Source organism: Kitasatospora sp. MAP5-34 (assembly GCF_029894335.1).
Lineage (GTDB): Bacteria > Actinomycetota > Actinomycetes > Streptomycetales > Streptomycetaceae > Kitasatospora.
In genome coordinates this window covers 195,758-221,120 of sequence record NZ_JARXZC010000004.1, presented here as the reverse complement: position 1 = coordinate 221,120, position 25,363 = coordinate 195,758, and the positions used below count along the sequence as shown (strand labels likewise).

Sequence of the window (25,363 nt, the reverse complement as noted above, 5' to 3'; positions counted from 1 at the left end):
AATTTGCTGGAAAATGTCATGACTTGGGACAAAAGTCCGACCCTGTCCTACTGCCCCGGACCGAGCCGGAACCGGGAGGAAACGGCAGGAACCGATGGGAAACAGAACGGGAAGGGCACCGGACGGACCCAGCCGGCCCGGTAGCGCTGGGGGCGCGCCGGGCCGGCCGGAGGGACGGGCGGGTCAGCGCGCTCAGAGCGCGCTGAGCTCCGCGACCAGGTCGTCCAGGCCGAGCGACCCCTGCGAGAGCGCCGCCATGTGCCAGGCCTTCAGGTCGAAGGTCTCACCACGCGCCTCGGCAGCGGCCTTGGCCCCCTCGCGGCCCTGCAGCCAGGCACGCTCGCCGAGCTTGTAGCCGATCGCCTGCCCGGGCATGCCGAGGTAGCGGATCAGCTCGCTGTCCAGGAAGTCGGTGGAGAGCCCGCAGTACCGGCCGAAGAACGCGCGGGCGTCGTCCGGGAGCATCAGCTCGCCGGGCAGGTACGGCGAGTCGGCCGGGAACCGCAGGCCGACGTGCATGCCGATGTCGACGATCACCCGCAGCGCCCGCATCATCTGGGCGTTCAGGTAGCCGAGGCGGTGGCCGGGGTCGGTGAGGTAGCCGAGCTCGTCCATCAGGCGCTCGGCGTACAGCGCCCAGCCCTCCAGGTTGGCGCTGACGCCGCCCAGGGTGACCTGGTAGGTGGAGAGCTGGTCGGCGACGTACGTCCACTGGGCCAGCTGGAGGTGGTGGCCGGGAACGCCCTCGTGGTACCAGGTGGAGACCAGGTCCCAGACCGGGAAGCTCTCCCGGCCCAGTGTCGGCAGCCAGGTGCGGCCGGGGCGGGAGAAGTCGAGCGACGGAGCGGTGTAGTACGGCGCGGCGGCGCTGCCCGCCGGGGCGAGCCGCGACTCGACCTTGAGCAGCGGGTCGGCGAGGTCGAAGTGGACGCCCTGGAGGTCGTCGATGGCCTGGCTCATCAGGCCCTGCAGGTACTCGCGGGCGTTCTCCTCGCCCTTGATCACCGGGCCGTCCGTCTCCAGCCACTTCATGGCCTGCATCGGCGTGCTGCCCGGCAGCACCTTCTCGGCCTCGGCGCGCATCTGCGCGTCCAGGTCGTAGAACTGCTCCCAGGCCCAGCTGTACGCCTCGTCGAGGTCGAGGTCGGCGCCGGTCCAGTAGCGGACCCAACGGGCGTAGCGCTCCCGGCCGGTGGTGTCCGACGCGTCCGACGCGGCGGGGCCGTACACGTCGCGCAGCCAGTCGCGCAGCTGGGCCAGCGCGGCGGAGGCCGCCACGGCGGTGTCGGTCAGGCCGTCCCGCAGCGCCTCGGGCGCGGCCTGCACGAAGGAGCCGAACCACCCGCCGGGGGTGTCGCCCGCCAGCCACTCGGCGATCTGCCCGATCACGGTGGTGACCTGCCGGGGGCCGGACAGCAGCCCTCGCTCGATGCCCTCGGTGAGCAGCTCGCGGTACTGCTCCATCGCGAACGGCACGCGGGCCAGCCGGCGGCCGACGACCCCCCACTCCGCGTCCGTCTCGGTGCTCATCAGGTTGAACACCTCGCGGACACCGTGCACCGGCGAGCCGAGGTTACGGACGGCGCGGAAGTTCTCACCCGCGTCGTGGACGGCGAGTTCGGCGGTGAGCCGCTCGCGCAGCAGGCGGGCGCAACGGCGTTCGGCCTCGTCACTCGCGGCACTGGCGGCCTCTGCGGCGTCGAGCTGGGCGAGGGTGGCGCGGGAGAGCTCGGCCAGGGCCTCCTGACCGGCCGGTGAGAGATCCGGGAGACGGTCGTCCTCCGGGTTGAACCCGAGGTAGACCGCAGTCAGCGGGTCGAGGTCGGCAAGGGCGTGGACGTAGGCGTCGGCGATACGGCGAGGGGTGGTGCCGTCAGCGGGTGAGTTGATCAGTTCTTCAACCATCCGGCCATCTTTTCGCAGCCGAGCCGGTTTGCAAGCCCCTTGGAACAGTTTCGCCCCGCCAACCCCTCCCATTCCCTTTCGCACGTGAGCCGGTCGCACTGTTCAAGGCCGCACTTCAAGGCAGCAGTTCAAGGCCGCAGTTCAACGGCGCCGGGAACGCCAGGCCGTGACGGGGTCCCAGGTCGGCCGGCCCCGGGTGACGGGGTAGCAGCCGAGACCGATCAGCACCGCGCAGAAGTGGCCGAGGTCGGCGAAGGTGCGTGAGGTGAGCAGCGGGTACAGGTAGAAGAGGAGCAGCCCGCCCCCGTACAGCCACCGCCAGCGGCCCGCGAAGCGGTAGGTGAGCACGCCCTCGACTCCCGCCAGCGCGTAGGAGACGCCGACGTCCACCGTGCCGGTCAGGCTGGTGGGCAGGCGTCCGGCGTCCACGTCCCAGGCGACGATGCCCTGGCTGACGAGGGTGGCCAGCACGTGGGCGGTGACGGCGACGGTGAGCCAGCGGCGGGTGCCGAGCCAGCGTTCGGCGGGCGCGTGGAAGATGTTGAAGATCACGAAGTAGAACAGGAAGTCCGCCTGCTCGGTCCAGATCGCACTGGCGAGGAGCACGTGCACCGGACGGGAGCGCAGCTGGTCGATGTTGGTACTGCGCTTGGCCAGGAACCAGTGCAGGTTGGCCGGGTCGATCTGGGCCACCACGAAGCTGGTGGCGGCGAGGATCAGCAGCCAGACGTAGGTGCCGGGGGCGGAGCGAATCCAGCTCCACGCGCCGCGCATACCGCGCGCACCCCAGCTCGCGAGCCGGCCTGCGCGCCCGCGCCCGCCATGCCCGTCGCCATGCCCGTCGCCACGCCCACCCGAGCGCCCGTCCTCGCCCGGCTGACGCAGCCCGTCCTCGGCCGGCTGGTGCATCCTCGATCCTCTCCACAGCGGTCGGGCGGTGACGCGTGGCACGACTGAGGCAACGTCAGGTTCCGGGCCTCGGGGCTGCTGCCGCTGAGCCAATGATGGAGCGGTACCTGACGTTCCGCCGGGAGGACCCACCGGGCCTTCAGCCGTCAAGAACGTCTCCACGACAGGGGTCGTACGCCGCTACGGCCATTACGCTGGCGGCCATGGCAGCCAGCTCAGCGCTATCCCCCGACCCCTCGGCCCCACCGGTCACGCCGGTCACGTCGGTCCCCCCGACTCCGGCGGCCCCCGGCTCGACCCCGCCTGCGGTCCCGGCCGGGCCGCGTGCCCGCAGGTCCGGCTACCGGCGGCTGCCGGTGCAGCAGCGGCGCGACCAGCTGATCGCCGTCGCGCTGGAGCTGTTCAGCTCCCGTCCGCCGGAGGAGGTCACCCTGGACGATGTCGCCGAGGCGGCCGGTGCCTCCCGACCGCTGGTCTACCGGTACTTCGCCGGCGGGAAGCAGCAGTTGTACGAGGCCGCGCTGCGCAGCGCGGCGGAGGAGCTGGCGAGCCGGTTCTCGGTCCCCGCCGAGGGCACGCCGACGGCGCAGCTGGCCGCCGTGCTGGACCGGTACTTCGCGTTCGTCGCCGAGCACGGGACGGGGTACGGCGCGCTGCTGCGCGGGGGCTCGGTGGTGGAGACCGCGCGGACCTCGGCGATCGTGGACGAGGTACGGCGGGCCGCGCTGCGCCGCACCCTGCGGCACCTGGGGGTGCGGGAGGCCGGGCCCCGGCTGACGCTGTTGGTGCGCTCGTGGATCTCGGTGGTCGAGGCGTCCGCGCTGACCTGGCTGGACGAGGGCCGCCAGATCCCGCCCTCGGAACTCCGGGACTGGCTGGTGGACGAGTTCGTGGCGATGACGGCGGCGACCGCCGGTCATGACCCGCAGACCGCCGCGATGCTGGCCGGCCTGCTCACGCTGGAGACGCCGGACGGACCTGCTGCGGCGCTGGTCGAGCGGCTGCGGCGGCTGCTCCGCAGTTAGCCAATGCACTACCAGGGGCGCGGGGCGCCCCTGGTGTGGCTGACCAGCTGCCTCGGCTACCCCCGGAGGGTTACGCCTTGCCGAGTACCACCCGCTGCCGGCCGAGGCCCTCGACCTCTGCCTCGACCACGTCGGCCGGGCGCAGGAAGGCCGCGCCGGGGTGCCCGAGGGTGACTCCGGCGGGCGTCCCGGTGATGATCACGTCACCCGGCTCCAGCACCATGAACTGGCTGACGTAGCGGACCAGTTCCAGCACCGGGAAGATCATCTCCGAGGTGTTGCCGTGCTGCCGCAGCTCACCGTTGACCCGGAGTGTCAGAGCGAGCCGCTGCGGGTCGGCGACCTCGTCCGCCGTGACCAGCCAGGGGCCGAGCGGGGTGAAGGTCTCCGCCGACTTGCCCTTGTCCCACTGGCCGCCACGGTCCCACTGGAAGGCGCGCTCGGTGACGTCGTTGACCGTCGCGTAACCCGCGATGACCGCTGCCGCCTGCTGCTCGTTCTCCAGGTAGCGGGCGGTGCGCCCGATCACGATGGCGAGCTCGATCTCGTAGTCGGTCTTCTCGGACCCGCGCGGTACCAGCACCTCGTCGTACGCGCCGACCACGGTGCAGCTCGGCTTGATGAAGATCACCGGCTCGTCGGGGATCTGGGCACCGGCCTCGGCGGCGTGGTCCCGGTAGTTCAGGCCGATCCCGACCACCTTCCCCGGCCGGACCACCGGGGCACCGACCCGCAGCCCTTCGATGTCGGTGGCCGGCAGTTCACCGTCGACCACCGCCCGGGTCAGCTCGGCCGGGTCGAGGGAGGCGAGAAAGGCCCCGTCGATGTCGGAGGTCCGGCCCGAGAGGTCGTACGCGGCACCGTCCTGGCCCAGTACCACCGGGCGCTCGGCGCCCTGAGGGCCTACACGGAGGAGCTTCACTGCCCATCACCACCTGGTTCGTCGCAAGTCAGCGGGGCGGTCGCACACCCGTCCCGCCTTATGCATCCGAGGTATATCAACCCTGGCAACCTTCGAACCAGGGGTTCCCGGTCGGCCAGTTCCTATCAATTCATCCAGGCCACCGGGGTGCCGAATCAGCTGCCCACACTCTTGACAGAGCCGCCCGGCTGACCATCACCACCCACCGGACGCACTACCGAACGGTAGCTGGGCACTGGGTGCCGACCAGGGCACCAAGTGCCCGGCCCGAAGCGGTGGCTCGGGTGGGCGATCGGCCACGAACAGCGGCGCTCGAGCACCTACCCGAAAGCAGTCGCCGCCACCTGATCTACCGTCAGATGATCAGGTGCGGAGAGGACCCGGTCCGCCAGGTCCCGCCGGCCCGTCCGGCGCTCCAGCTCGGCCAGGCAGGCCACGGCCTCCTTGTCGGAGTCGAAGCCCCAGACCATCAGCCGGTACACGATGGCCACGATCTCGACCCAGCTGATCTGGACGTCGGCGTCCTTCGCCCAGCGCTGCGAGTAGCGGGCGAGGTCCAGCCGGGCCTCGGCGAGCAGCGGGTGCTGCTCGCCGAGCGCCTGCTGGACCTGCGGGACGAGCTGCTGCAGCTGGTACACGCAGCCCGCGAGGTCCCCGCCGTTCGCGGTGTGCAGCGCCAGGTCGTACCGGGCGCTGAGCACCCGGGGGTCGCCCGGTCCGGCGGCGGCGGTCAGCGCGGGCAGGATCTCGTGGAACTGGCGCAGCGCCACCGCCGGCCGGCCGGCGTTGGCGGTGCCGGTGGCGAGGTCGAGCCGGGCGCGCAGGGTGTCCGGGTCGTTGGCGCCGAAGCTCTGGGCCATGTCGACGACGAGTTGCTCGAGCAGGTGGACGGACCCGGCGGCGTCCCCCGCCGCGTCCCGGAAGTGGGCCAGCTCGCGCCAGGCACCGAGGGCGTCCCGGTCGAACCGCCCGAAGGCAGCCACCAGCTCCCGGGCCACCGCTTCGAGCAGGCAGATCGCCGCCTCGGGCGTCGGCGCCGCCGCCCCGGCCCGGCGCAGCCGGTTCAACGCCGCCCGCAGCTCGGCCGGCTCCCCCACGGGTTCGGGCGGCCCGAACTCACCCTTCGGCTCCGCGACGCCTTCACTTTCACTGGACGACGACATGATCTGGGTCCCCTCTCCCGCTGTCCGGTCCGCTGCATTGTGCCGTGCGGGCGAGCGGGCGCACCCGGCCGGGGTGAACGGAGGTGACAGGATTGGTGGTGGGTCGGCAACGGCGCACGGCCCCCGAAGCAGGAGGTGGGCGGTCATGGCCAAGCAGGCCCCGCAGAGTGACCCGGCGCAGGACGCGCCCCAGGTGGGGGCGCCCCACCATGCGGCGGCCGGGCTGCCCGCCGTCGGGCACAGCCTGCGGATGGCCGGGGAGCAGATGGGGGCCCGCCGGGCGCTGTCCACCCTGCTCAAGGTCAACCAGCAGGACGGCTTCGACTGCCCCGGCTGCGCCTGGCCCGAGCCGGACAAGCCGCACCTGGCCGAGTTCTGCGAGAACGGCGCCAAGGCCGTCGCCGAGGAGGCCACCGAGCGCCGGATCAACCGGGAGTTCTTCGCGGCGCACCCGGTCGCCGAGCTGGCCGAGCGCTCCGGCTACTGGCTGGGCCAGCAGGGCCGGCTGACCGAACCGATGCTGCTGGACGAGGGCGCGACGCACTACGTGCCGGTGTCCTGGGACCGCGCCTTCGCGATCGTCGCCGAGGAGCTCAAGGCGCTGGACACCCCGGACGGCGCGGCCTTCTACACCTCCGGCCGGACCAGCAACGAGGCCGCCTTCGCGTACCAGCTGTTCGCGCGGCAGCTCGGCACCAACAACCTCCCCGACTGCTCGAACATGTGCCACGAGTCCTCCGGCTCGGCGCTCACCGAGACGCTGGGCGTCGGCAAGGGCAGCGTCAGCCTCCAGGACCTCTACCAGGCCGACCTGATCATCGTGGCCGGGCAGAACCCGGGCACCAACCACCCCCGGATGCTCTCGGCCCTGGAGCGCGCCAAGCGGGCCGGCGCGAAGATCGTCAGCGTCAACCCGCTGCCGGAGGCCGGTCTCGAGCGCTTCAAGAACCCGCAGAACGCGCGCGGGCTGGTCGGCCACGGCACCAAGCTGACCGACCTCTTCCTGCAGATCCGGCTCGGCGGCGACCTGGCGCTGTTCCGGGCGCTGAACCAGATCCTGCTGAAGGCCGACGGCGCGATCGACCGCGGGTTCATCGCCGAACACTGCCTGGGCTTCGAGGAGTTCGCCGCCGAGGCGGCCTCCACCGACACCGCCGAGGTGCTGGCGGCCACCGGTCTGCCGTACGAGCAGATCGAGGAGCTGGCCCGGCTGGTGCTGACCTCCGAGAAGATCATCGTCTGCTGGGCGATGGGCCTGACCCAGCACAAGCACGCCGTGCCGACCATCCGCGAGGTGGTCAACTTCCTGCTGCTGCGCGGCAACGTGGGCCGCCCGGGCGCCGGGGTCTGCCCGGTACGCGGGCACAGCAACGTGCAGGGAGACAGGACGATGGGCATCTTCGAGCGCCCGAGCAAGGCGTTCCTGGACGCGCTGGGCAAGGAGTTCGCCTTCGAGCCGCCGCGCGAGCACGGCCACGACGCGGTGGACACCATCCGGGCGATGCGCGACGGCAAGGTCAAGGTCTTCTTCGCGATGGGCGGCAACTTCGTCGCCGCCTCGCCCGACACCGAGGTCACCGAGGCGGCGATGCGCCGCTGCCGCCTGACCGTGCACGTCTCCACCAAGCTGAACCGCTCGCACGTGATCACCGGCTCCCGCGCGCTGATCCTGCCGACGCTCGGCCGCACCGACAAGGACCGCACCTCCACGGGCGACCAGTTCGTCACCGTCGAGGACTCGATGGGCAAGGTCCACTCCTCACGCGGCGGCCTGCGCCCGCCGAGCCCTGAGCTGCTCTCCGAGGTGGCGATCGTCTGCCGTCTGGCCCGCGCGGCGCTCGGCCCCGGCAACAGCGTGCCCTGGGAGGACTTCGCCGAGTCCTACGACACCGTCCGCGACCGGATCGCCCGCGTGGTGCCCGGCTTCGAGGACTTCAACACCAAGGTGCGCGCCCCCGGCGGCTTCACCCTCCCGCACGGCCCGCGCGACAGCCGGACCTTCCCGACCCACACCGGGAAGGCCAACTTCACCGTCAACCCGCTGACCGCCCCCGAGGTCCCCGAAGGGCGCCTGCTGCTGCAGACCCTGCGCTCGCACGACCAGTACAACACCACCATCTACGGCCTGGACGACCGCTACCGGGGCATCACCGGCGGCCGCCGGGTGGTCCTGGTGAACCCGGCCGACGCCGCCGAACTCGGGCTCGCCGAGGGCGGGTACGTCGACCTGGTGAGCGAGTGGAAGGACGGCGTGGAGCGCCGGGCACCGCACTTCAAGGTGGTGCACTACCCCGTCGCGCGCGGCGGGGCGGCCGCGTACTACCCGGAGACCAACGTGCTGGTGCCGCTGGACTCCACCGCCGACATCAGCAACACCCCGACCTCCAAGGCCGTCGTGGTCCGCTTCGAGGCGTCCACCGGCTGAGGCGGGATCGGGTGTCCCGGGGGCTGCCCCCTGGGACACCCGGCCCGGGTCAGCCCCGGCCGAGGCGGTCGGCGCTCGGCAGCGGAGCCGTGGGCGACACGGGTGCGGACGCCGACGTGGAGGCCGAAGCCGACGTGGAGGCCGAGGCCGAGGCGGACGGGCTCGCCGAGCTCGGCATGCCGGGGCCGGGGACGGCCGTGCCCGGGCTGCCGGTCGGCGTGGGCGGGGTGGGCTTGCCACTCGTCGGGGTGGGCGTGGTGGGCTTGCCACTGGTCGGGGTGCCGGTCGGCGGGTTGCTCGTCGGCGGGCCCGTGACCGGCGGGGTGGCGGGCGCCGGGGGCTGCGGCAGGGTGGTCGGGTTGGTGGGCTGGATCGGCGTCACGCCGTCCGCGCCCTTCGGGATCGCGGGCACCGTCCACTGGCCGCCCTGGTCGTCCGACGGGGAGTCGGGGTCGGGGCGGACGGCACCCAGGATCACGCTCATGCCGATCGGCGAGACCTTGATCTGCGCGCCGGTGTGCGGTGCCTGGACGACCAGGCCACCGCCGATGTACATCGCGACGTGCGAGGCGTCCTCGTGGTAGATCACCAGGTCACCGGGGCGCAGCTGGTTCAGCGGGATGTGCGTGAGCTCCGACCACTGGTCCTGGCTGACCCGTGGGATCGGGTGCCCGGCGGCCAGCCACGCCTGCGAGGTCAGGCCGGAGCAGTCGAAGTTGACCGGCCCGGTACCGCCCCAGAGGTAGTCGTTGCCGAGCTTGGACATCGCGTACGCGACCGCCTTGCGCCCGGCCTGGGAGGGCGTGCGCTCGCCCTTGCCGAGCGCGCCCGAGGCGAGGAAGGCCAGCTGGGCCTGGTCGGCCTGCTGCTTCTCCAGCTGCTCCAGTTCGCTGCGCTGGGCGCCGGTGAGCGAGCCGACCATCTGCTCGACGGCAGCCAGCTTGTTCGCGACGTCCCCCTTGACCTGCGCCTGCTGGGTGGCCAGCGTCTGGGCCTGGGCGAGGGCGGTCTCGGCCTGGGCCTGGAGTGCCGTCAGCGCGTCGCGGTCGGTCTTCAGCCGGTCCAGGAAGGCCGACTGCGAGCGGCCGGCGGCGGCCAGCAACTCGGCGATGCTGACGGCCTCGTACGGGTCCTTGGCCAGCAGCAGGTCGGCGTACTCGGAGGCGTTGCCGTTGCGGTACTGCGCGCCGGCCAGCTGGGAGGCGAGGTCGGTGCCATCACCGACGGCGACCTCCTGGCGGGCCACCCGGTCGTGCAGGTCGGCGACCAGTGCCTTCGCCTGGGCGAGCTTGGTGACCGCCGAGTCGTACTGCTCGGTGGCGGCCTCGGCGTCCTGGTAGAGCTGGTGCAGGCGGTCCAGCATCGGCGCGAGCGTCGCCTTGGCACTGGCCAGCGGGTCGGTGCCGGGGGCGACGGTGAACCCGGGCTGCGGGGGCGCGGTGGTGGCGGCGTACGCGGCGCCGGCCAGCGGGAACGAGAGCGCGGCCACCGCCAGCACCGCTCCGCAGCGCAGCGCGGCCCGCACCCACGGCCGCACGCCAGTCGCCTCAACGCGCTGTCCAGCCCCCATTGACCCGTCCTCCCCCTGCTCCGGCACAACCGGACGCCGTGCCCTGCCTGGCGTCACGGACACGATCCTGTCACGGCCCGCTGTCGTCGAGACAGGGGGCGTGCCTCCCGCAGGACGATTCTCACGCGCTTCTGAGAGAGGCCGCCAGGGCGACTGTGAGAGAGATCTCAACATATCGACATCAAAGCTGACTATCAGCCATAAACACCCGTACTTTGTGCCAGCCCGCCACCTCCCGGCAGCCTCCGAGCCATCCGTACGACACTGTCGGAACCACGATTCCCGGTCCAGTTCACCTTCCGTTCACCAACCGTCCCTACCGTCGCCCGTGACACCAGCGTCAGTCCGACAACTACGACGATTGTTTGGGTATGGAACACATCTCGTTCCTGGTGGCCGTTGTGATCATCACGGCCCTCGCCTTCGACTTCACGAACGGCTTCCACGACACCGCCAACGCGATGGCCACCTCCATCGCCACCGGCGCCCTCAAGCCCAAGGTCGCAGTCGCCATCTCGGCAGTCCTGAACTTCGCGGGCGCCTTCCTCTCGGTGAAGGTCGCCACGACCATCTCGGGCGGCATCGTCAACGAGAAGACCGGCCTCCAGCCCTCGATCATCTTCGCGGCACTGGCCGGGGCCATCCTCTGGAACCTGGTCACCTGGCTCCGGGGACTGCCCTCCAGCTCCTCGCACGCCCTGTACGGCGGGCTGATCGGCGCGACCGTCGTCGGCGTCGGACTGCACGGCGTGAACTTCGGCGTCGTGGTCTCCAAGATCCTGATCCCCGCCGTCGCCTCGCCGATCGTCGCCGGTCTGGCCGCCTGGGGCGCCACCAAGCTGGCGTACCGGATCACCCGCAAGAACAGCACGGAGGCCACCAACAAGGGCTTCCGCAAGGGCCAGATCTTCTCCGCCTCGCTGATCTCGCTCGCCCACGGCACCAACGACGCCCAGAAGACGATGGGCATCATCACCCTCGCCCTGGTCTCGGTCGGCGCACTGCCCAAGCACGCGCTGCCCCCCACCTGGGTCATCGTCGCCGCCGGTGGCGCGATCGCGGCCGGCACCTACATGGGTGGCTGGCGGATCATCCGCTCGATGGGCAAGGGCCTCACCGACATCCAGGCCCCGCAGGGCTTCGCCTCGGAGTCGGCGGCCGCCACCGTCATCCTGACCTCCTCGCACATGGGCTACGGCCTCTCGACCACCCAGGTCGTCTCGGGCGGCATCATGGGCGCCGGTCTCGGCGGCCCCAAGGCCGAGGTGCACTGGAGCATGGCCCGCCGCATGGTCTACACCTGGGGCCTGACGCTGCCCGCCGCCGCCCTGGTGGCCGGCGCGGCCGCCTTCGTCGCGGACAAGGGCACCTGGGGCGTCCTGGTGGTCGGCGCGGTCCTGGTCGCCGGTTCGGCCGGCATGTGGGTCCTCTCCCGCCGCCAGCCGGTGACGGCAGGCAACGTCAACGAGGTCACCCCGGTCGACGTCGCCGCCCCGGTCACCCCGACCCCCGCCTCGACCACCGTCGCGGCCTGACCCCGGAGGGTTCAGATCATGAACATGAGCATCAAGTGGAACGCCCTGGCCCAGACCGCCGGGATCAGCTTCGTCGTCACCGTCGCGATCGTCACCGTCTTCGCCCTCGGCATCATGGCCCTCTCCCGCCGCGAGACGGCCGTGGCGGCCGGCTCCTCGGGCAAGGGCACGGTCGCCCTCGCGGGCGCCTCGCTCTGCTTCGCCGCCTGCGCGGCAGCAGTCCTCTACGGCCTCTCCCTCATCGCGGCCTAGCTGGCCTTCCGGGCCGGCTTTTCAGGGGCGCGGGGAACTGCGCGAAACCGGAAGCCCCCACACCTGAACCGAACGCACCAAGAACAAGTGGCACCCCGCAATCTGATACGCAGCGGGGTGCCACTTGCTCTCTGGGGAGCTACCCCTCCTTGGCGAGCTCCAGGGTGGGTGCAACGGCCGCCTCCTGATGTGCCGTCCGCAAGGGCACCTCGCGGATCATCAGCACCACCAGGAACGACAGCAGCGCGAACGGCGCGGCCACCAGGAACACCATCCCCACCCCGTGCCCGAACGCGTCGGTGACCAGCGGGACGAGCGGCGCGGGCAGCTTGTGCAGGTCCGGGATCTCGCCGCCGCCGAGCGCCGCCGCTCCGGCGCCGGGGTGGATGTGGGCGGCCGTCAGGTTCTGGGTCAGGAAGTGGGTGACCCGGTTGGCCAGCAGGGCGCCCAGCGCCGAGACGCCCATCGCGCCGCCCGTGGTGCGGAAGAACGTCACCACCGAGCTGGCCGCGCCGAGTTCGCCCCGCGGGACGGTGTTCTGTACGGCGAGGACGAGGTTCTGCATGGTGAGGCCGAGGCCGATCCCGGCCGCCGCCATGTAGAGCGAGAGCAGCCCGTACGAGGTGTCGGACCGTACGGTGCCCAGCAGGCCGAAGCCGACCGCGAGCAGGAAGGTCCCGGCGACCAGGAAGGCCTTCCACTTGCCGTACTTGGTGATCAGTCGGCCCGCGACCATCGAGGAGACCGCCAGACCGAGGATCATCGGCAGGGTGAGGATGCCCGCCATGGTCGGCGACTTCTCCTTGGCGAGCTGGAAGTACTGGCTCAGGAAGGTCGTCGCGCCGTACATCCCGACGCCGACCAGGATGCTGGCGATCGAAGCGAGCGTCACGGTGCGGTGGCGGAAGAGGTGCAGCGGGATGATCGGCTCGGCGGCCCGGCTCTCGTTGAGAACGAAGAGCACCGCCAGTACGAGCCCGCCGCCGACCATCGCGGCGGTCTGCCAGGAGACCCAGGCGTAGTTCTTGCCGGCCAGGCTGATCCAGATCATCAGCAGGCTGACGGCGGCGGTGACCAGCAGCGCGCCGAGGTAGTCGATCTTCGCCTTGCGCTTGACGACGGGCAGGTGGAGGGTGCGCTGCAGCACCAGGATGGCGATCAGCGAGAACGGGATGCCGACGTAGAAGCACCAGCGCCAGCCGAGCCAGCTGGTGTCCACGATGACGCCGCCGATCAGCGGGCCGCCGATGGTGGCGAGCGCGAAGACCGCGCCGAAGTAGCCGCTGTACCGGCCGCGCTCACGCGGCGAGACCATCGACGCCAGGCAGATCTGGGCCAGTGCCGTCACACCACCGGCGCCGATGCCCTGCAGGATCCGGCAGGCGATCAGCTCGCCGGTGTTCTGTGAGAGGCCGGCCAGCGCGGACGAGAAGATGTAGATCACCAGCGCGATCTGGACCAGCAGCTTCTTGCTGACCAGGTCGGAGAGCTTGCCCCAGATCGGGGTGGACGCGGTGAGCGAGAGCAGTGCGGCGGTGATCACCCAGGTGTAGGCCGACTCGCCGCCGTGCAGGTCGGTGAGGATCCGCGGCAGGGCGTTGGAGACGACGGTCGAGGAGAGCACGGCCACGAAGAGGCCGAGGAGCAGACCGGACATTGCTTCGAGTACTTGGCGATGGCTCATGGGAGTGGTCGGCGTGTCGGTCATCTCGGTCCTTCGGGCTGGATTTCGTTGCCTAGGGCAACTATAAACAGCGATGGTTGACATGGTCAACATTCTTCAGGCCAAAGCAAAGCAGGCCAAAGGAAGGCAGGCCAAAGCAAGGCGGGCCGCAGCAACGGCGGAACTCAGTCCGCGTCGACATCCCCGGTCAGCTCGTTGAAGCGCTGCAGCAGGTCGGCGAACTGGGACACGTCCGCCGTCTCCCAGGTCGCCATCAGCCCACGGAACCGGGCCATCCGGCCGTCCCGCGCCCGCAGGTAGCGGGCCGCGCCGTCGGCGGTGAGCGAGACCAACGAGGAGCGGCGGTCCAGCGGATCAACCTCACGGGTCACCAGGCCCAGCCCCTCCAGCACCTTGATCTGCCGGCTGATCGTCGCCTTGCCGACCCCGAAGTGCAGACCGATGTCCGTCAGCCGCACCGGAGCCGACTCCTCGACGAACCCGAGCAGGCTGTACGCGACCCCCTCCAGTTGCGGATGGACCCGCCGGGACATGTCACCGGCCCGCGCCCGCCCCCGCCTGAACAGCAGCGCGACCTCGCGCTCCACCGCCAGGAAGGCCTCCTCGGCTGCCGCCTCGTCACTCATGGCGCCAGTATCCCGCAGGCCACGCCTCCCTCTGACAGCAACTATTTCATGATATGAAGTATTCGACTTGACCTTTTTGGTGATCTGAACCGCGTTCGCGGAGTCGAGTTCACGGATCTGAGGAGAATGTCGATGGCCGAGCCGGCACCGGGCTTCCTCGCGGAACTGAAGGACGCGGTCACCCCGCGCGCGGCCCTCCTGGTGATCGCCGTACTGCTGCTGCAGCTCGGCTTCATCACCTCGTACGTGGGCGCGCTGCACCACCCCGCCCCGCACGAGCTGTCGATCGCGGTGGTCGCCCCGCCGCAGGTCGGCCCGAAGCTGGTGGCGGGGCTGGAGTCCGTACCCGGCAACGCCGTCAAGGCCACCACCGCCACCGACCGGGCCGCCGCGACCGCGCAGCTCAAGGACCAGAAGATCTACGCCGCGCTGCTCTTCGACCCGGCCGGCACCGAGGACACCCTGCTGGTCGCCGAGGCGCGCGGGGCGGCTGCGGCGACCGCCGCCGAGACGATCGTCACCGGGCTGGAGACGACCCAGTGATCCGCCGGCCGGGCGTCGGCCGCGAGTCGATCAAGGCCTGAGCCCCACTCCTGGGTGGAGCCCGCCGGTCAGACCGGCTGGTGCTCGGGCTCCCCGGCGGACTCGGCCGGCTCCTGGTGGACGAAGACCCAGCGCTTCATGGCCCAGTAGCGGAAGACCATCGCGAACAGCGTCCCGATGATCATGCCGCTGACGAAGTCGGCGACTTCCTGGGTGAACGGGCTGACATCCGGCACCTGGAGGTGCAGCAGGTAGCGCGAGACCCCCAGCGGCGCGTCGTTCACCAGTACGGCCAGCCCGCTGACCACGAAGAACAGCACGGCCTCGCGCTGCCGGCCGTTGGCCCGGAACGACCACTGCCGGTTCAGCACGTACGAGACCACGGTCGCGATCACGGTCGCGATGGTCAGCGCGACGATCGGCTTGTTCTGCAGCACGGTGAGCTTGAGCCCGAAGTTGATGACCATGGTCAGCAGGAAGCACGTGCCGCCCACCAGCAGGAACTTCACCAGTTTGCGGTGCTGCACCAGGAACGGACGCAACCGGTCGGGGACCCGGGCCAGGACCCGCTGAGTAGGTGACGGCATTTCGGCAGTCTCGCACGCCTGCGGCAGTAATAAGGAGCGGCCAACCCGAAGGGGCGCGGGGAACTGCGCGAAACCGGAAGGTACGTCGCCGCACCCTTCGACATCGCCCGTTCCCCGCGCCCTCGCGGGACTACGCGGCGACCAGCACCTCCGCCGGCTCCAGCGCCAGCCTCAGCACCTCCCGGACGTCCGCCACCGGATGCACGGTGAGCCGTTCGAGCACCTCGGCCGGGACGTCGTCGAGGTCCGGCTCGTTGCGCTTGGGGATGATCACGGTGGTGACACCCGCGCGGTCGGCGGCGAGCAGCTTCTGCTTCACCCCGCCGATCGGCAGTACCCGCCCGGTCAGCGACACCTCGCCCGTCATCGCCACGTCCGTGCGCACCTTCCGCCCGGAGAGCAGCGAGGCCAGTGCGGTCGTCATGGTGATACCGGCGCTCGGCCCGTCCTTGGGGACGGCCCCGGCGGGGACGTGCAGGTGGATGCCGCGCTCCCGCAGGCCGGTGACCGGCAGTTCCAACTCGGCGCCGCGCGAGCGGAGGTAGGAGAGCGCGATGTGCGCGGACTCCTTCATCACGTCGCCCAGCTGCCCGGTCAGGGTCAGCCCGGTCGAGCCGGTCTCGGCGTCGGCGAGCGAGGCCTCGATGTAGAGGACGTCGCCGCCCGCGCCCGTCACGGCCAGCCCGGTGGCCACGCCCGGGACGGCCGTCCGGCGCTCCTCGGGCTCCTGGGCCGCCTCGGGGGTGTGGTGCGGCCGGCCGATCAGCGCCCTCAGGTCGTCCGCGCCGATCGCGACGGGCAGCTCGCGCTCGCCCAGCTCGCTCTGCGCGGCGACCTTCCGCAGGATGCGGGCGATCGAGCGCTCCAGGTTCCGGACGCCCGCCTCGCGGGTGTACTCGCCCGCGAGCCTGCGCAGCGCGCCCTCGTCCACCGCGACCTCGTCGGTCTTCAGGCCCGCGCGCTCCAGCTGCCGGGGCAGCAGGTGGTCACGGGCGATGACGACCTTCTCGTCCTCGGTGTAACCGTCGAGCCGGACCAGCTCCATCCGGTCGAGCAGCGCCTCGGGGATGGCTTCGAGCACGTTGGCCGTCGCCAGGAAGACCACGTCGGAGAGGTCGAGCTCGACCTCCAGGTAGTGGTCCCGGAAGGTGTGGTTCTGCGCCGGGTCCAGCACCTCGAGGAGTGCCGCCGCCGGGTCGCCCCGGTAGTCGGAGCCGACCTTGTCGATCTCGTCGAGCAGCACCACCGGGTTCATCGACCCGGCCTCCTTGACGGCGCGCACGATCCGCCCGGGGAGTGCGCCGACGTACGTGCGCCGGTGGCCACGGATCTCCGCCTCGTCGCGGACGCCGCCGAGCGCGACCCGGACGAACTTGCGCCCCATCGCCCGGGCCACGCTCTCACCGAGCGAGGTCTTGCCGACCCCGGGCGGCCCGACCAGCGCCAGCACGGCGCCGCCCCGACGGCCGCCGACCAGCCCGAGCCCCTGGTCCTCGCGCCGCTTGCGGACGGCCAGGTACTCGACGATCCGGTCCTTCACGTCCGACAGCCCCGCGTGGTCGGCGTCCAGCACCGCCCGCGCGCCCGCGATGTCGTACGCGTCCTCGGTGCGCTCGTTCCACGGCAGCTCCAGGACGGTGTCCAGCCAGGTGCGGATCCAGGAGCCCTCGGGCGACTGGTCGGAGGAGCGCTCCAGCTTGTCGACCTCCTTGAGGGCCGCCTCGCGAACCTTGTCCGGCAGGTCGGCGGCCTCGACCCGGGCGCGGTAGTCGCCCTCCTCGTCGGCCGGGTCACCGTTCAGCTCGGCCAGCTCCTTGCGGACGGCCTCCAGCTGCCGGCGCAGCAGGAACTCCTTCTGCTGCTTGGCGACGCCCTCCTCGACGTCCTTGCGGATGGTGTCGTTGACCTCCTCCTCCGCGAGGTGGTCGCGGAGCAGCCCGAGCGCGTACTCCAGCCGGGCCACCTGGTCGGCCTCCAGCAGCACCTTGAGCTTCTGCTCGGCGGTGGCGAAGGGTGCGTACCCGATGTTGTCGGCGAGATCGCCGACGTCCTCGATCTGCGCGACCCGGTCGACGATCTGCCAGGCGCCGCGCTTGCGCAGCCACTGGGTGGAGAGCGCCTTGTACTCCTTGACCAGCTCGGCGGCCCGCCCGGCCACCGGCAGACCGGCGTCGGACTCGCGGAAGGTGCTGGTCTCGACCCAGAGCGCGGCGCCCGGGCCGGTGGTGCCGGTGCCGATCCGGACCCGGCGGACGGCCCGGACCAGCGCGGCGGGGTCCCCGTCGGCGAGCCGGCCGACCTGCTCGACGGTGGCCAGCGTGCCGACGGCGGCGTACGAGCCGTCCAGCCGCGGCACCAGCAGGACCTGGGGCTTGGCCGTACCCGAGACGGCGGACCTGGCGGCCTCGACCGCGGCGCGCACCTCGGTGTCGGACAGGTCCAGCGGGACCACCATGCCCGGCAGTACTACCTCGTCATCGAGTGGCAGCACGGGCAGAGTGAGCGGTGTGGACGTCGATGCCATGATCTCTCCCCAGTCAGCGAAGTTGAGTTGACCTGACTAAGGATTGGCGGGCGCGCATTGTTCCCGGCGGCGCGTTCGCTCTGAGCGATCGGCAGAACTCCGCAGCTCACAGGGAACTCAGAGGTACGGGCAACGACGGACAGGGGTGCGAGGAACTGCACCTCGCACCCCTGGGGCACTCGCGGAATCTCTTAACGAAACACTCAGGCTTCGGACGGGCTCATCCGGCCCGGCACCAGCCGGCGGAGCCGGATCCGCAGGGGCCCGCCGGGGCCGCGCCGCAGCCAGCGCCAGAGGGCGATGCCCACCAGCAGGGCCGTCGGGTGACCGATTCCGGTGACCAGGTCCTGGTCGCTCACGAGCTGGTGGGCGATCAGCCCGACGGCCGCCGCCAGTGCCAGCACCCGCCCGCGCGGCGACAGCAGCCCGGCGAGCGCGCCGAGGCTGGTCAGCACGCCGTAGCTGACGCCGATGTCCAGGTCGTCCAGGGCGCTGGGCCCGAGCCACCCGGCCGCCACCGAGACGGCGACCACGCCCTGCGAGAGCAGGGTGGCCACCACGTGCCCGATGGCGAACACCGCCAGCGCCCGCCAGGCCCCGACCCGCCGCTCCAGCGGAGCCACCGTGAGCGCGAAGGCCCACAGGTACGGCATCCACACCGGGCCGGCCACCCAGAGGCCGCTGAGCAGCAGGACCAGCAGCGGACGGTGCATCAGGTTGTGGCCGTCCGTACTGGACAGCGCCTGGAGCCGGTGCACCAGATCGGGGGAGGCGAGGTGTGAGAACAGGGAGGTGGCGAGCAGCACCGCGAGATAGCCGAGCGCGAAGCGGTTACGGCGCGGAGTCGGCACCAGGCTCAGGGCCCGGTCGAGCACCCCCGCGCGGAGCCCGTACCGCAGGCTGCCGAAGGGGAGTGTCGGGACCGGGAACGACTCGGCCTCGCGAGGCAGGGCACCACCGCTGCGGATGTCCGACATGTCGCCTCCACTCCCAGCACTACTGCCACCAGCAAAGTTGTCGTGACCACGGTACTAAGCAGTCCTGAGAGCAACCTGAGGACGAGCTGTGAAGATCGGCCCCATGCTCTCACCCCTTGGTCCGGACCAGCCCTTTGTTTACGGACAAGTAGCGTCCCCGCCCCGGAGTCTGCCATCCTCTCGGGTGCATACGTACCGTTACCGGCGATATTTTTGCCGGGTAAGGTATCGCCCCGTGCCCCGTCCCGACCAGGTTCGGCACCGGCCCACGGGCCGGATATGTCCGGTTCACCTGCCGGGATGCTCGCAGTGTCCGTACGCTGCGAAGAGTGCGGATCCGGTACGCAGACCCACACCTGCGCACCCTCCTCTCCAGTGCCGACGGCGGACGGCACAGGCGGAGACCTCGGGCCGGGCACAAGCCCATGACGGAACAAGACGACTACGAGCGGAGCCCGCTGTCCCACAGGCAGCCGGCCCGTAGCCCTGGGGGCGGTGGCGTGACCGTGACAGACATTCAGCAAGACACCATCGGCAGCAACAGCGTGAGCACGCAACGACGTGTGCTCGTCGTCGAGGACGAGCCGACGATCGCCGAGTCGATCGCGGCCCGGCTGGGCGCGGAGGGCTTCAAGGTCGCCGTGGCTCACGACGGTCCGGGCGCGGTGGACGGCTTCCACACCTGGCAGCCGGACCTCGTCGTGCTCGACGTGATGCTGCCCGGCTTCGACGGCCTGGAGGTGTGCCGGCGTATCCAGGCACAGCGCCCGGTGCCCGTCCTGATGCTGACCGCGCGCGACGACGAGACGGACCTGCTGGTCGGTCTCGGGGTCGGCGCGGACGACTACATGACCAAGCCGTTCTCGATGCGCGAGCTGGCGGCGCGGGTGAACGTGCTGCTGCGCCGGGTCGAGCGGGCCCAGCAGGCGGCCAGGACGCCCGCTCTCGGCAGCCTGCGCTTCGGCGACCTGGAGATCGACCACGTGCAGCGCCGGGTCCGGCTCGGCTCGGCCGACGTCCACCTGACGCCGACCGAGTTCGACCTGCTCGCCTGCCTGGCGGCGCAGCCGCGCGCGGTGCTCACCCGCGAGCAGCTGCTCGCCGAGGTCTGGGACTGGACGGACGCCTCCGGCACCCGCACGGTCGACAGCCACGTCAAGGCGCTGCGTCGCAAGATCGGCGCGAGCTGGATCCGTACGGTGCACGGCGTCGGGTATGCCCTGGAGGCACCGCTCTCGCAGTGACGCACGGCAAGGGCCTCCGGGGGGCCCAAACCGTTGACCTGCACTTCAGAGCATTCGCGGGGGATGACTCAGAGGCGACATGACCTTTCCACAGCAACGCAGCCCACAGCAGCGCAGCTCACAGCAACGCGCCTCACAGCAACACGGCTCACGACGGGACGGCTCACGGCACAACGGTTCGCCGCACGACGGCGGGGAGAGCGCGGGCGACCGCCCGCGCCGGGGACTGGCCGCACGCGCCGCCAGCCGGGTCTGGGCCGACATCAGGCCGCTCGACCCGCTCCGCTCGATCAAGGGCAAACTCGCCCTGCTGGTCAGCGTCTCGGTCACGCTGGCGACCGGCATGGCCGTGATCGCGATCCGGTCGGAGACCCAGTTCCAGATCGTCATGGTCTTCTCGATGATCGCCTCACTGCTCGTGATGCAGTTCCTCGCGCACGGGCTGACCGCGCCGCTGCGCGACATGACGGCCGCCGCCAGAGCGATGGCGAGCGGCGACTACAGCCGCCGGGTGGAGGTCTCCTCCCGGGACGAGATCGGCGAGCTGGCGGCCACCTTCAACCGGATGGCCGCCGACCTGGAGGCCTCCGACCGGCACCGCCGCGAACTGGTCGCCAACGTCTCGCACGAGCTGCGCACGCCGATCGCCGCGCTGCGGGCCGTGCTGGAGAACGTGGTGGACGGTGTCGTCCAACCGAATCCGCGGACCCTCGGTGCCGCGCTGGAGCAGACCGAACGCCTCGGCCGCCTGGTCGCCCACCTGCTCGACCTCTCCAAGCTGGACGGCGGGGTCGTCCCGCTGGACGCCCGCCCCTTCGAGGTCGGCCCGTTCCTGGACGGGGTGCTGCGCGGGGTCACCGTGGACGGCGCGACGGCGAGCGGCGCGTACGGGCGGCGCGGCGACGTCCGGCTGCTGCTGGAGATCGAGCCGCCGGATCTGATGGGCGTGGCGGACCCGGAGCGGCTGCACCAGGTGGTCGCCAATCTGGTCGACAACGCCTGCAAGCACTCCCCCGCCGGGGGCACGGTGACGGTCCGGGCCTGCCCGGGCGAGGAGCCGGGCGGGCTGCTGCTGGAGGTCAGCGACCAGGGCCCCGGCATCCCGGTGCAGGACCGCAGCCAGGTCTTCGAGCGCTTCGGGCGCAGCGGCACGGCGACCGCGCAGGGGCCCGGCAGTGACGGCGGCACCGGGCTCGGGCTGGCCATCGCACGCTGGGCCGTCGACCTGCACGGCGGTGAGATCCGGGTGGCCGAGGCCGCGCTCGGCTGCCGCATCCAGGTCACCCTGCCGGGTGGGCCGACGGGCGCGCAGCCCGGCTGACCGAGCCGGTCGGCTGCCGGTCGCTCGGGCGGCCCGAGCGGCCGGTTCGCTCACGATCGTCACAGTTGTCACCGAACTGGGACAGAAGACCGTCGGATTACTCTGTCAGAAGATCATCAATGGGTCGGACCTGCATTTTTGTCCGATTTTCGGTAGGTTCGTGACGGTTGGGGAAGCGCCTGTTTCCCCGCCCGTAGAACTTTCTAACGCGCGTTTTCGGCCAAATTGCAGCTCAACACTGTGATCTGGGCGACGCCTGACCGTTGGGGACTGCGCGATCACTCGCGGGAGGCGTAGCCTTAATCCCCGCTGTCCAACCATCCCAAAAGGAAGCGGAAGAGGGCGGTTGCCGCCGTGTCGCCACACCCTGAAACCCCCGTCAGCTCGGCAAGCTCCACTGGCTTCGGCCCCAACGAGTGGCTCGTCGACGAGATCTACCAGCAGTACCTCCAGGATCCCAACTCGGTCGACCGAGCCTGGTGGGACTTTTTCGCCGACTACAAGCCCGGTACCGAGGTGACTCCAGTGACCCAGGCCGCGACCCAGGTCGGCCCCACGCCGACCGCCGTTGCCGCCCCTGCCCCGACTGCTGCCGTTCAGGCTGCTCCGGTGGCGCCCGCCCCCGCTGCACCGGCCGCTGCCCCTGTGGCTGCCGCGCCGGTCCAGCCGGCGCCCGCGCCACTCGCCGCAGCCCCGGCCGCACCTCCTGCCCCGAAGGCGGCGGCCCCCGCTGCCCCGGAGGCTGCGACGGGCCCCGAGCTGATCCCGTTGCGTGGCCCGGCCAAGGCCGTCGCCACCAACATGGACGCCTCGCTGGAGGTGCCCACCGCAACGTCGGTGCGCGCCGTCCCGGCCAAGTTGCTGATCGACAACCGGATTGTCATCAACAACCACCTGCAGCGCGCCCGTGGTGGCAAGGTCTCCTTCACCCACCTGATCGGCTACGCCCTGGTCCAGGCCATCAAGGCCAGCCCGGGCATGAACTACAGCTACCAGGTCAAGGACGGCAAGCCGTTCCTGGTGAAGCCCGAGCACGTCAACCTGGGCCTCGCGATCGACCTGGTGAAGCCGAACGGTGACCGCCAGCTGGTCGTCGCGGCCATCAAGAAGGCCGAGACGCTCGACTTCTACGGCTTCTGGCAGGCCTACGAGGACATCGTCCGCCGGGCCCGCGCCAACAAGCTGACCATGGACGACTTCACCGGCGTCACGGTCTCGCTGACCAACCCCGGCGGCATCGGCACCGTGCACTCCGTGCCGCGTCTGATGCAGAACCAGGGCACCATCGTCGGCGTCGGCGCGATGGAGTACCCGGCCGAGTTCCAGGGCTCGTCCCCGGACACCCTGGCCAAGCTGGGCATCTCCAAGATCATGACGCTCACCTCGACCTACGACCACCGGGTCATCCAGGGTGCGGCGTCGGGCGAGTTCCTGCGCACGATCCACCAGCTGCTGCTCGGCGACCACAAGTTCTACGACGAGGTCTTCGCCTCGCTGCGGATCCCGTACGAGCCGGTCCGCTGGGCCACGGACGTCGCCACCACGCACGAGGACGAGGTCAACAAGACCGCCCGCGTGATGGAGCTGATCCACTCGTACCGCGTGCGCGGCCACCTGATGGCCGACACCGACCCGCTGGAGTACAAGCAGCGCCGGCACCCCGACCTCGACGTCGTGGAGCACGGGCTGACCCTGTGGGACCTGGAGCGCGAGTTCGCCGTCGGCGGCTTCGGCGGCCAGAAGATGATGAAGCTGCGCGACATCCTCGGCCTGCTGCGCAACACGTACTGCCGGACCGTCGGCATCGAGTACATGCACATCCAGGACCCGAAGCAGCGCAAGTGGCTGCAGGAGCGCCTGGAGAAGCCGTACGCGAAGCCCGAGCGCGAGGAGCAGCTGCGCATCCTGCGCCGCCTGAACTCCGCCGAGGCGTTCGAGACCTTCCTGCAGACCAAGTACGTCGGGCAGAAGCGTTTCTCGCTGGAGGGTGGTGAGTCGCTGATCGCCCTGCTGGACGCGACCATCGACTCCGCCGCCGAGCACCGCCTCGACGAGGCCGTCATCGGCATGGCCCACCGGGGCCGTCTGAACGTGCTGGCGAACATCGTCGGCAAGCCGTACGCCCGGATCTTCGGCGAGTTCGAGGGCAACCTCGACCCGAAGTCGATGCACGGCTCCGGCGACGTCAAGTACCACCTGGGCGCCGAGGGCACCTTCACCGGTCTGGACGGCGAGACCATCAAGGTGTCGCTGGCCGCCAACCCGTCCCACCTGGAGACGGTCGACCCGGTCGTCGAGGGCATCGTCCGCGCCAAGCAGGACGTGCTGGACCAGGGCGGTACCACCTTCCCGGTGCTGCCGATCCAGATCCACGGCGACGCGGCCTTCGCGGGCCAGGGCGTGGTCGCGGAGACGCTCAACATGTCGCAGCTGCGCGGCTACCGCACGGGTGGCACCATCCACCTGGTGGTCAACAACCAGGTCGGCTTCACCGCTGCCCCGGCATCCTCGCGCTCCTCGATGTACTGCACCGACGTGGCCCGGATGATCGAGGCCCCGATCTTCCACGTGAACGGCGACGACCCGGAGGCCGTGGTCCGCGTCGCGCGCCTCGCCTTCGAGTTCCGCCAGGCGTTCCGCAAGGACGTCGTGATCGACCTCATCTGCTACCGCCGTCGCGGTCACAACGAGGCCGACAACCCCTCGTTCACCCAGCCGCTGATGTACGACCTGATCGACAAGAAGCGCTCGGTGCGCAAGCTCTACACCGAGGGTCTGATCGGTCGCGGCGACATCACCATGGAAGAGGCGGAGCAGGCGCTCCAGGACTTCCAGGGCCAGCTGGAGAAGGTCTTCGCCGAGGTTCGCGACGCCGCCCAGACGCCCGTCCCGGCCGCCAACGGCAAGCCGCAGGCGGACTTCCCGGTCAACATCCAGACCGGCATCTCCGAGGAGATGGTCAAGCGGATCGCCGCCTCGCAGGTCAACCTGCCGGAGTGGCTGACCGTCCACCCGCGTCTGCTGCCGCAGATGCAGCGCCGCGCGGCCTCGGTCGAGGACAACACCATCGACTGGGCCATGGGCGAGACCCTCGCCATCGGCTCGCTGCTGATGGAGGGGCACCCCGTCCGCCTGGCCGGCCAGGACAGCCGTCGTGGCACCTTCGGCCAGCGCCACGCGGTGCTGATCGACCGGGTCACCGGCGAGGACTACACCCCGCTGCTGTACCTGACCGAGGACCAGGCCCGCTACACCGTCTACGACAGCCTGCTGTCGGAGTACGCGGCGATGGGCTTCGAGTACGGCTACTCGCTGACCCGCCCGAACGCGCTGGTCATGTGGGAGGCGCAGTTCGGTGACTTCGTCAACGGCGCGCAGACCATCGTGGACGAGTACATCGCGTCCGCCGAGCAGAAGTGGGGCCAGCACTCCGGCGTCACCCTGCTGCTGCCGCACGGCTACGAGGGCCAGGGACCGGACCACTCGTCCGCCCGCCCGGAGCGCTTCCTGCAGCTGTGCGCGCAGAACAACATGACGGTCGCCATGCCGACGCTGCCGTCGAACTACTTCCACCTGCTGCGCTGGCAGGCGCACAACCCGCACCACAAGCCGCTGGTCGTCTTCACCCCGAAGTCGATGCTGCGTCTGAAGGCTGCGGCGTCGGCGGCGTCGGAGTTCACCTCGGGCTCGTTCCGTCCGGTCATCGGTGACACCACCGTCGACCCGGCGAACGTGCGCAAGGTGGTCATCACGGCCGGCAAGTTCTACTACGACGTGGCGGCGGCCCGCGCCGAGCGCGGTGTCACCGACACGGCGATCGTCCGGGTCGAGCGGCTCTACCCGCTGCCGGTGGCCGAGCTCCAGGAGGAGCTGGCCAAGTACGGCAACGACGTCCAGTTCATCTGGGCGCAGGAGGAGCCGGCCAACCAGGGTTCCTGGCCGTTCATCGCGATGAACCTGGTCGACCACCTGCAGGTCGTCATCGGCCGCAGCGCCGGCGACTCCCGCCTGCGGCGCGTCGCCCGCCCGGCCTCGTCGGCCCCGGCGGTCGGCTCGGCCAAGCGGCACGCCGCCGAGCAGCAGGCGTTGCTGGAGGAGATCTTCTCCCTCTGACGCTCTCTGCTGATGCAGTGTGCTCACCCCGGAGGCCC

General features: G+C 70.8%; 18 protein-coding genes. 8 read left to right on the top strand and 10 right to left on the bottom strand.

Going from position 1 to position 25,363, the window contains the following annotated elements; genetic code table 11:
• Positions 1-192: 192 nt before the first annotated feature.
• Both P3T29_RS06240 and P3T29_RS06235 read right to left on the bottom strand, forming a co-directional pair.
• A complete protein-coding gene (locus P3T29_RS06240; RefSeq protein WP_280715268.1) occupies positions 193-1,905 on the bottom strand; it encodes a DUF885 domain-containing protein in 1,713 nt (570 codons plus the stop codon).
• Between the two features lie 141 nt (positions 1,906-2,046).
• Positions 2,047-2,814 (bottom strand): rhomboid-like protein, encoded by a 768-nt coding sequence (locus P3T29_RS06235; RefSeq protein ID WP_280715267.1) that lies wholly within the window; start codon positions 2,812-2,814, stop codon positions 2,047-2,049.
• Between the two features lie 203 nt (positions 2,815-3,017).
• Here P3T29_RS06235 and P3T29_RS06230 point away from each other — a divergent pair, with 203 nt between their 5' ends.
• The gene (locus tag P3T29_RS06230) at positions 3,018-3,839 is read left to right on the top strand and encodes a TetR/AcrR family transcriptional regulator (protein WP_280715266.1); all 822 of its coding nucleotides are present in this window, start codon (positions 3,018-3,020) and stop codon (positions 3,837-3,839) included.
• 70 nt (positions 3,840-3,909) lie between these two features.
• Here P3T29_RS06230 and P3T29_RS06225 read toward each other — a convergent pair whose 3' ends face one another.
• On the bottom strand, positions 3,910-4,761 hold the full coding sequence (locus P3T29_RS06225) for a fumarylacetoacetate hydrolase family protein (protein ID WP_280715265.1): 852 nt from the start codon (positions 4,759-4,761) through the stop codon (positions 3,910-3,912).
• 320 nt (positions 4,762-5,081) lie between these two features.
• On the bottom strand, positions 5,082-5,924 hold the full coding sequence (locus P3T29_RS06220) for a hypothetical protein (RefSeq protein ID WP_280715264.1): 843 nt from the start codon (positions 5,922-5,924) through the stop codon (positions 5,082-5,084).
• 145 nt (positions 5,925-6,069) lie between these two features.
• Between P3T29_RS06220 and P3T29_RS06215 the strand changes: the two genes are divergently transcribed.
• Positions 6,070-8,349, top strand: a complete 2,280-nt coding sequence (locus P3T29_RS06215) for an FdhF/YdeP family oxidoreductase (protein WP_280715263.1) — start codon at positions 6,070-6,072, stop codon at positions 8,347-8,349.
• A gap of 49 nt (positions 8,350-8,398) precedes the next feature.
• On the opposite strand, the gene P3T29_RS06210 is transcribed toward P3T29_RS06215, so the two are convergent.
• Positions 8,399-9,886 carry an NlpC/P60 family protein gene (locus P3T29_RS06210; protein ID WP_280715262.1) on the bottom strand — a complete coding sequence of 496 codons (1,488 nt, stop codon included), beginning with the start codon at positions 9,884-9,886 and terminating at the stop codon, positions 8,399-8,401.
• A gap of 404 nt (positions 9,887-10,290) precedes the next feature.
• Between P3T29_RS06210 and P3T29_RS06205 the strand changes: the two genes are divergently transcribed.
• Together P3T29_RS06205 and P3T29_RS06200 are read left to right on the top strand one after the other, a co-directional pair.
• Positions 10,291-11,454 (top strand): inorganic phosphate transporter, encoded by a 1,164-nt coding sequence (locus P3T29_RS06205; RefSeq protein ID WP_280715261.1) that lies wholly within the window; start codon positions 10,291-10,293, stop codon positions 11,452-11,454.
• Positions 11,455-11,478: 24 nt separating this feature from the next.
• A complete protein-coding gene (locus P3T29_RS06200) occupies positions 11,479-11,706 on the top strand; it encodes a hypothetical protein (protein WP_280715371.1) in 228 nt (75 codons plus the stop codon).
• A 139-nt stretch (positions 11,707-11,845) separates the two neighbouring features.
• Here the strand turns inward: P3T29_RS06200 and P3T29_RS06195 are convergent, their stop codons facing one another.
• A complete protein-coding gene (locus tag P3T29_RS06195; RefSeq protein ID WP_280715260.1) occupies positions 11,846-13,474 on the bottom strand; it encodes an MDR family MFS transporter in 1,629 nt (542 codons plus the stop codon).
• Between the two features lie 80 nt (positions 13,475-13,554).
• Positions 13,555-14,016, bottom strand: a complete 462-nt coding sequence (locus P3T29_RS06190; RefSeq protein WP_280715259.1) for a MarR family transcriptional regulator — start codon at positions 14,014-14,016, stop codon at positions 13,555-13,557.
• A gap of 132 nt (positions 14,017-14,148) precedes the next feature.
• Here P3T29_RS06190 and P3T29_RS06185 point away from each other — a divergent pair, with 132 nt between their 5' ends.
• Positions 14,149-14,559, top strand: coding sequence for a hypothetical protein (locus P3T29_RS06185; protein ID WP_280715258.1), 411 nt, complete (start codon positions 14,149-14,151; stop codon positions 14,557-14,559).
• A 68-nt stretch (positions 14,560-14,627) separates the two neighbouring features.
• On the opposite strand, the gene P3T29_RS06180 is transcribed toward P3T29_RS06185, so the two are convergent.
• From P3T29_RS06180 to P3T29_RS06170, 3 genes are all read right to left on the bottom strand, one after another.
• Positions 14,628-15,146, bottom strand: coding sequence for a GtrA family protein (locus tag P3T29_RS06180; RefSeq protein ID WP_280715257.1), 519 nt, complete (start codon positions 15,144-15,146; stop codon positions 14,628-14,630).
• A gap of 130 nt (positions 15,147-15,276) precedes the next feature.
• Complete coding sequence (lon, locus tag P3T29_RS06175) at positions 15,277-17,670, bottom strand: endopeptidase La (RefSeq protein ID WP_280715256.1); 2,394 nt, start codon at positions 17,668-17,670, stop codon at positions 15,277-15,279.
• Positions 17,671-17,873: 203 nt separating this feature from the next.
• Positions 17,874-18,647 (bottom strand): rhomboid-like protein, encoded by a 774-nt coding sequence (locus tag P3T29_RS06170; protein ID WP_280715255.1) that lies wholly within the window; start codon positions 18,645-18,647, stop codon positions 17,874-17,876.
• A gap of 506 nt (positions 18,648-19,153) precedes the next feature.
• Between P3T29_RS06170 and P3T29_RS06165 the strand changes: the two genes are divergently transcribed.
• The 3 genes from P3T29_RS06165 (at position 19,154) to P3T29_RS06155 (ending at position 25,325) form a co-directional block, all read left to right on the top strand.
• Complete coding sequence (locus P3T29_RS06165; RefSeq protein WP_280715254.1) at positions 19,154-19,891, top strand: response regulator transcription factor; 738 nt, start codon at positions 19,154-19,156, stop codon at positions 19,889-19,891.
• Between the two features lie 79 nt (positions 19,892-19,970).
• Positions 19,971-21,212, top strand: coding sequence for an ATP-binding protein (locus P3T29_RS06160; RefSeq protein WP_280715253.1), 1,242 nt, complete (start codon positions 19,971-19,973; stop codon positions 21,210-21,212).
• Positions 21,213-21,566: 354 nt separating this feature from the next.
• Positions 21,567-25,325, top strand: coding sequence for a multifunctional oxoglutarate decarboxylase/oxoglutarate dehydrogenase thiamine pyrophosphate-binding subunit/dihydrolipoyllysine-residue succinyltransferase subunit (locus P3T29_RS06155; RefSeq protein ID WP_280715252.1), 3,759 nt, complete (start codon positions 21,567-21,569; stop codon positions 25,323-25,325).
• Positions 25,326-25,363 lie beyond the last annotated feature (38 nt).

What these genes read in the sequence shown, in the direction of transcription:
- P3T29_RS06205 (WP_280715261.1), top strand. Translation starts at nt 10,291, where the DNA reads ATGGAACACATCTCGTTCCTGGTGGCCGTTGTGATCATCACGGCCCTC.
- P3T29_RS06180 (WP_280715257.1), bottom strand. Translation starts at nt 15,146, where the DNA reads ATGCCGTCACCTACTCAGCGGGTCCTGGCCCGGGTCCCCGACCGGTTG.
- P3T29_RS06235 (WP_280715267.1), bottom strand. Translation starts at nt 2,814, where the DNA reads ATGCACCAGCCGGCCGAGGACGGGCTGCGTCAGCCGGGCGAGGACGGG.
- P3T29_RS06200 (WP_280715371.1), top strand. Translation starts at nt 11,479, where the DNA reads ATGAGCATCAAGTGGAACGCCCTGGCCCAGACCGCCGGGATCAGCTTC.
- P3T29_RS06185 (WP_280715258.1), top strand. Translation starts at nt 14,149, where the DNA reads ATGGCCGAGCCGGCACCGGGCTTCCTCGCGGAACTGAAGGACGCGGTC.
- P3T29_RS06190 (WP_280715259.1), bottom strand. Translation starts at nt 14,016, where the DNA reads ATGAGTGACGAGGCGGCAGCCGAGGAGGCCTTCCTGGCGGTGGAGCGC.
- P3T29_RS06215 (WP_280715263.1), top strand. Translation starts at nt 6,070, where the DNA reads ATGGCCAAGCAGGCCCCGCAGAGTGACCCGGCGCAGGACGCGCCCCAG.
- P3T29_RS06170 (WP_280715255.1), bottom strand. Translation starts at nt 18,647, where the DNA reads ATGTCGGACATCCGCAGCGGTGGTGCCCTGCCTCGCGAGGCCGAGTCG.
- P3T29_RS06195 (WP_280715260.1), bottom strand. Translation starts at nt 13,474, where the DNA reads ATGTCAACCATCGCTGTTTATAGTTGCCCTAGGCAACGAAATCCAGCC.
- P3T29_RS06240 (WP_280715268.1), bottom strand. Translation starts at nt 1,905, where the DNA reads ATGGTTGAAGAACTGATCAACTCACCCGCTGACGGCACCACCCCTCGC.
- P3T29_RS06160 (WP_280715253.1), top strand. Translation starts at nt 19,971, where the DNA reads ATGACCTTTCCACAGCAACGCAGCCCACAGCAGCGCAGCTCACAGCAA.
- P3T29_RS06220 (WP_280715264.1), bottom strand. Translation starts at nt 5,924, where the DNA reads ATGTCGTCGTCCAGTGAAAGTGAAGGCGTCGCGGAGCCGAAGGGTGAG.
- lon (WP_280715256.1), bottom strand. Translation starts at nt 17,670, where the DNA reads ATGGCATCGACGTCCACACCGCTCACTCTGCCCGTGCTGCCACTCGAT.
- P3T29_RS06230 (WP_280715266.1), top strand. Translation starts at nt 3,018, where the DNA reads ATGGCAGCCAGCTCAGCGCTATCCCCCGACCCCTCGGCCCCACCGGTC.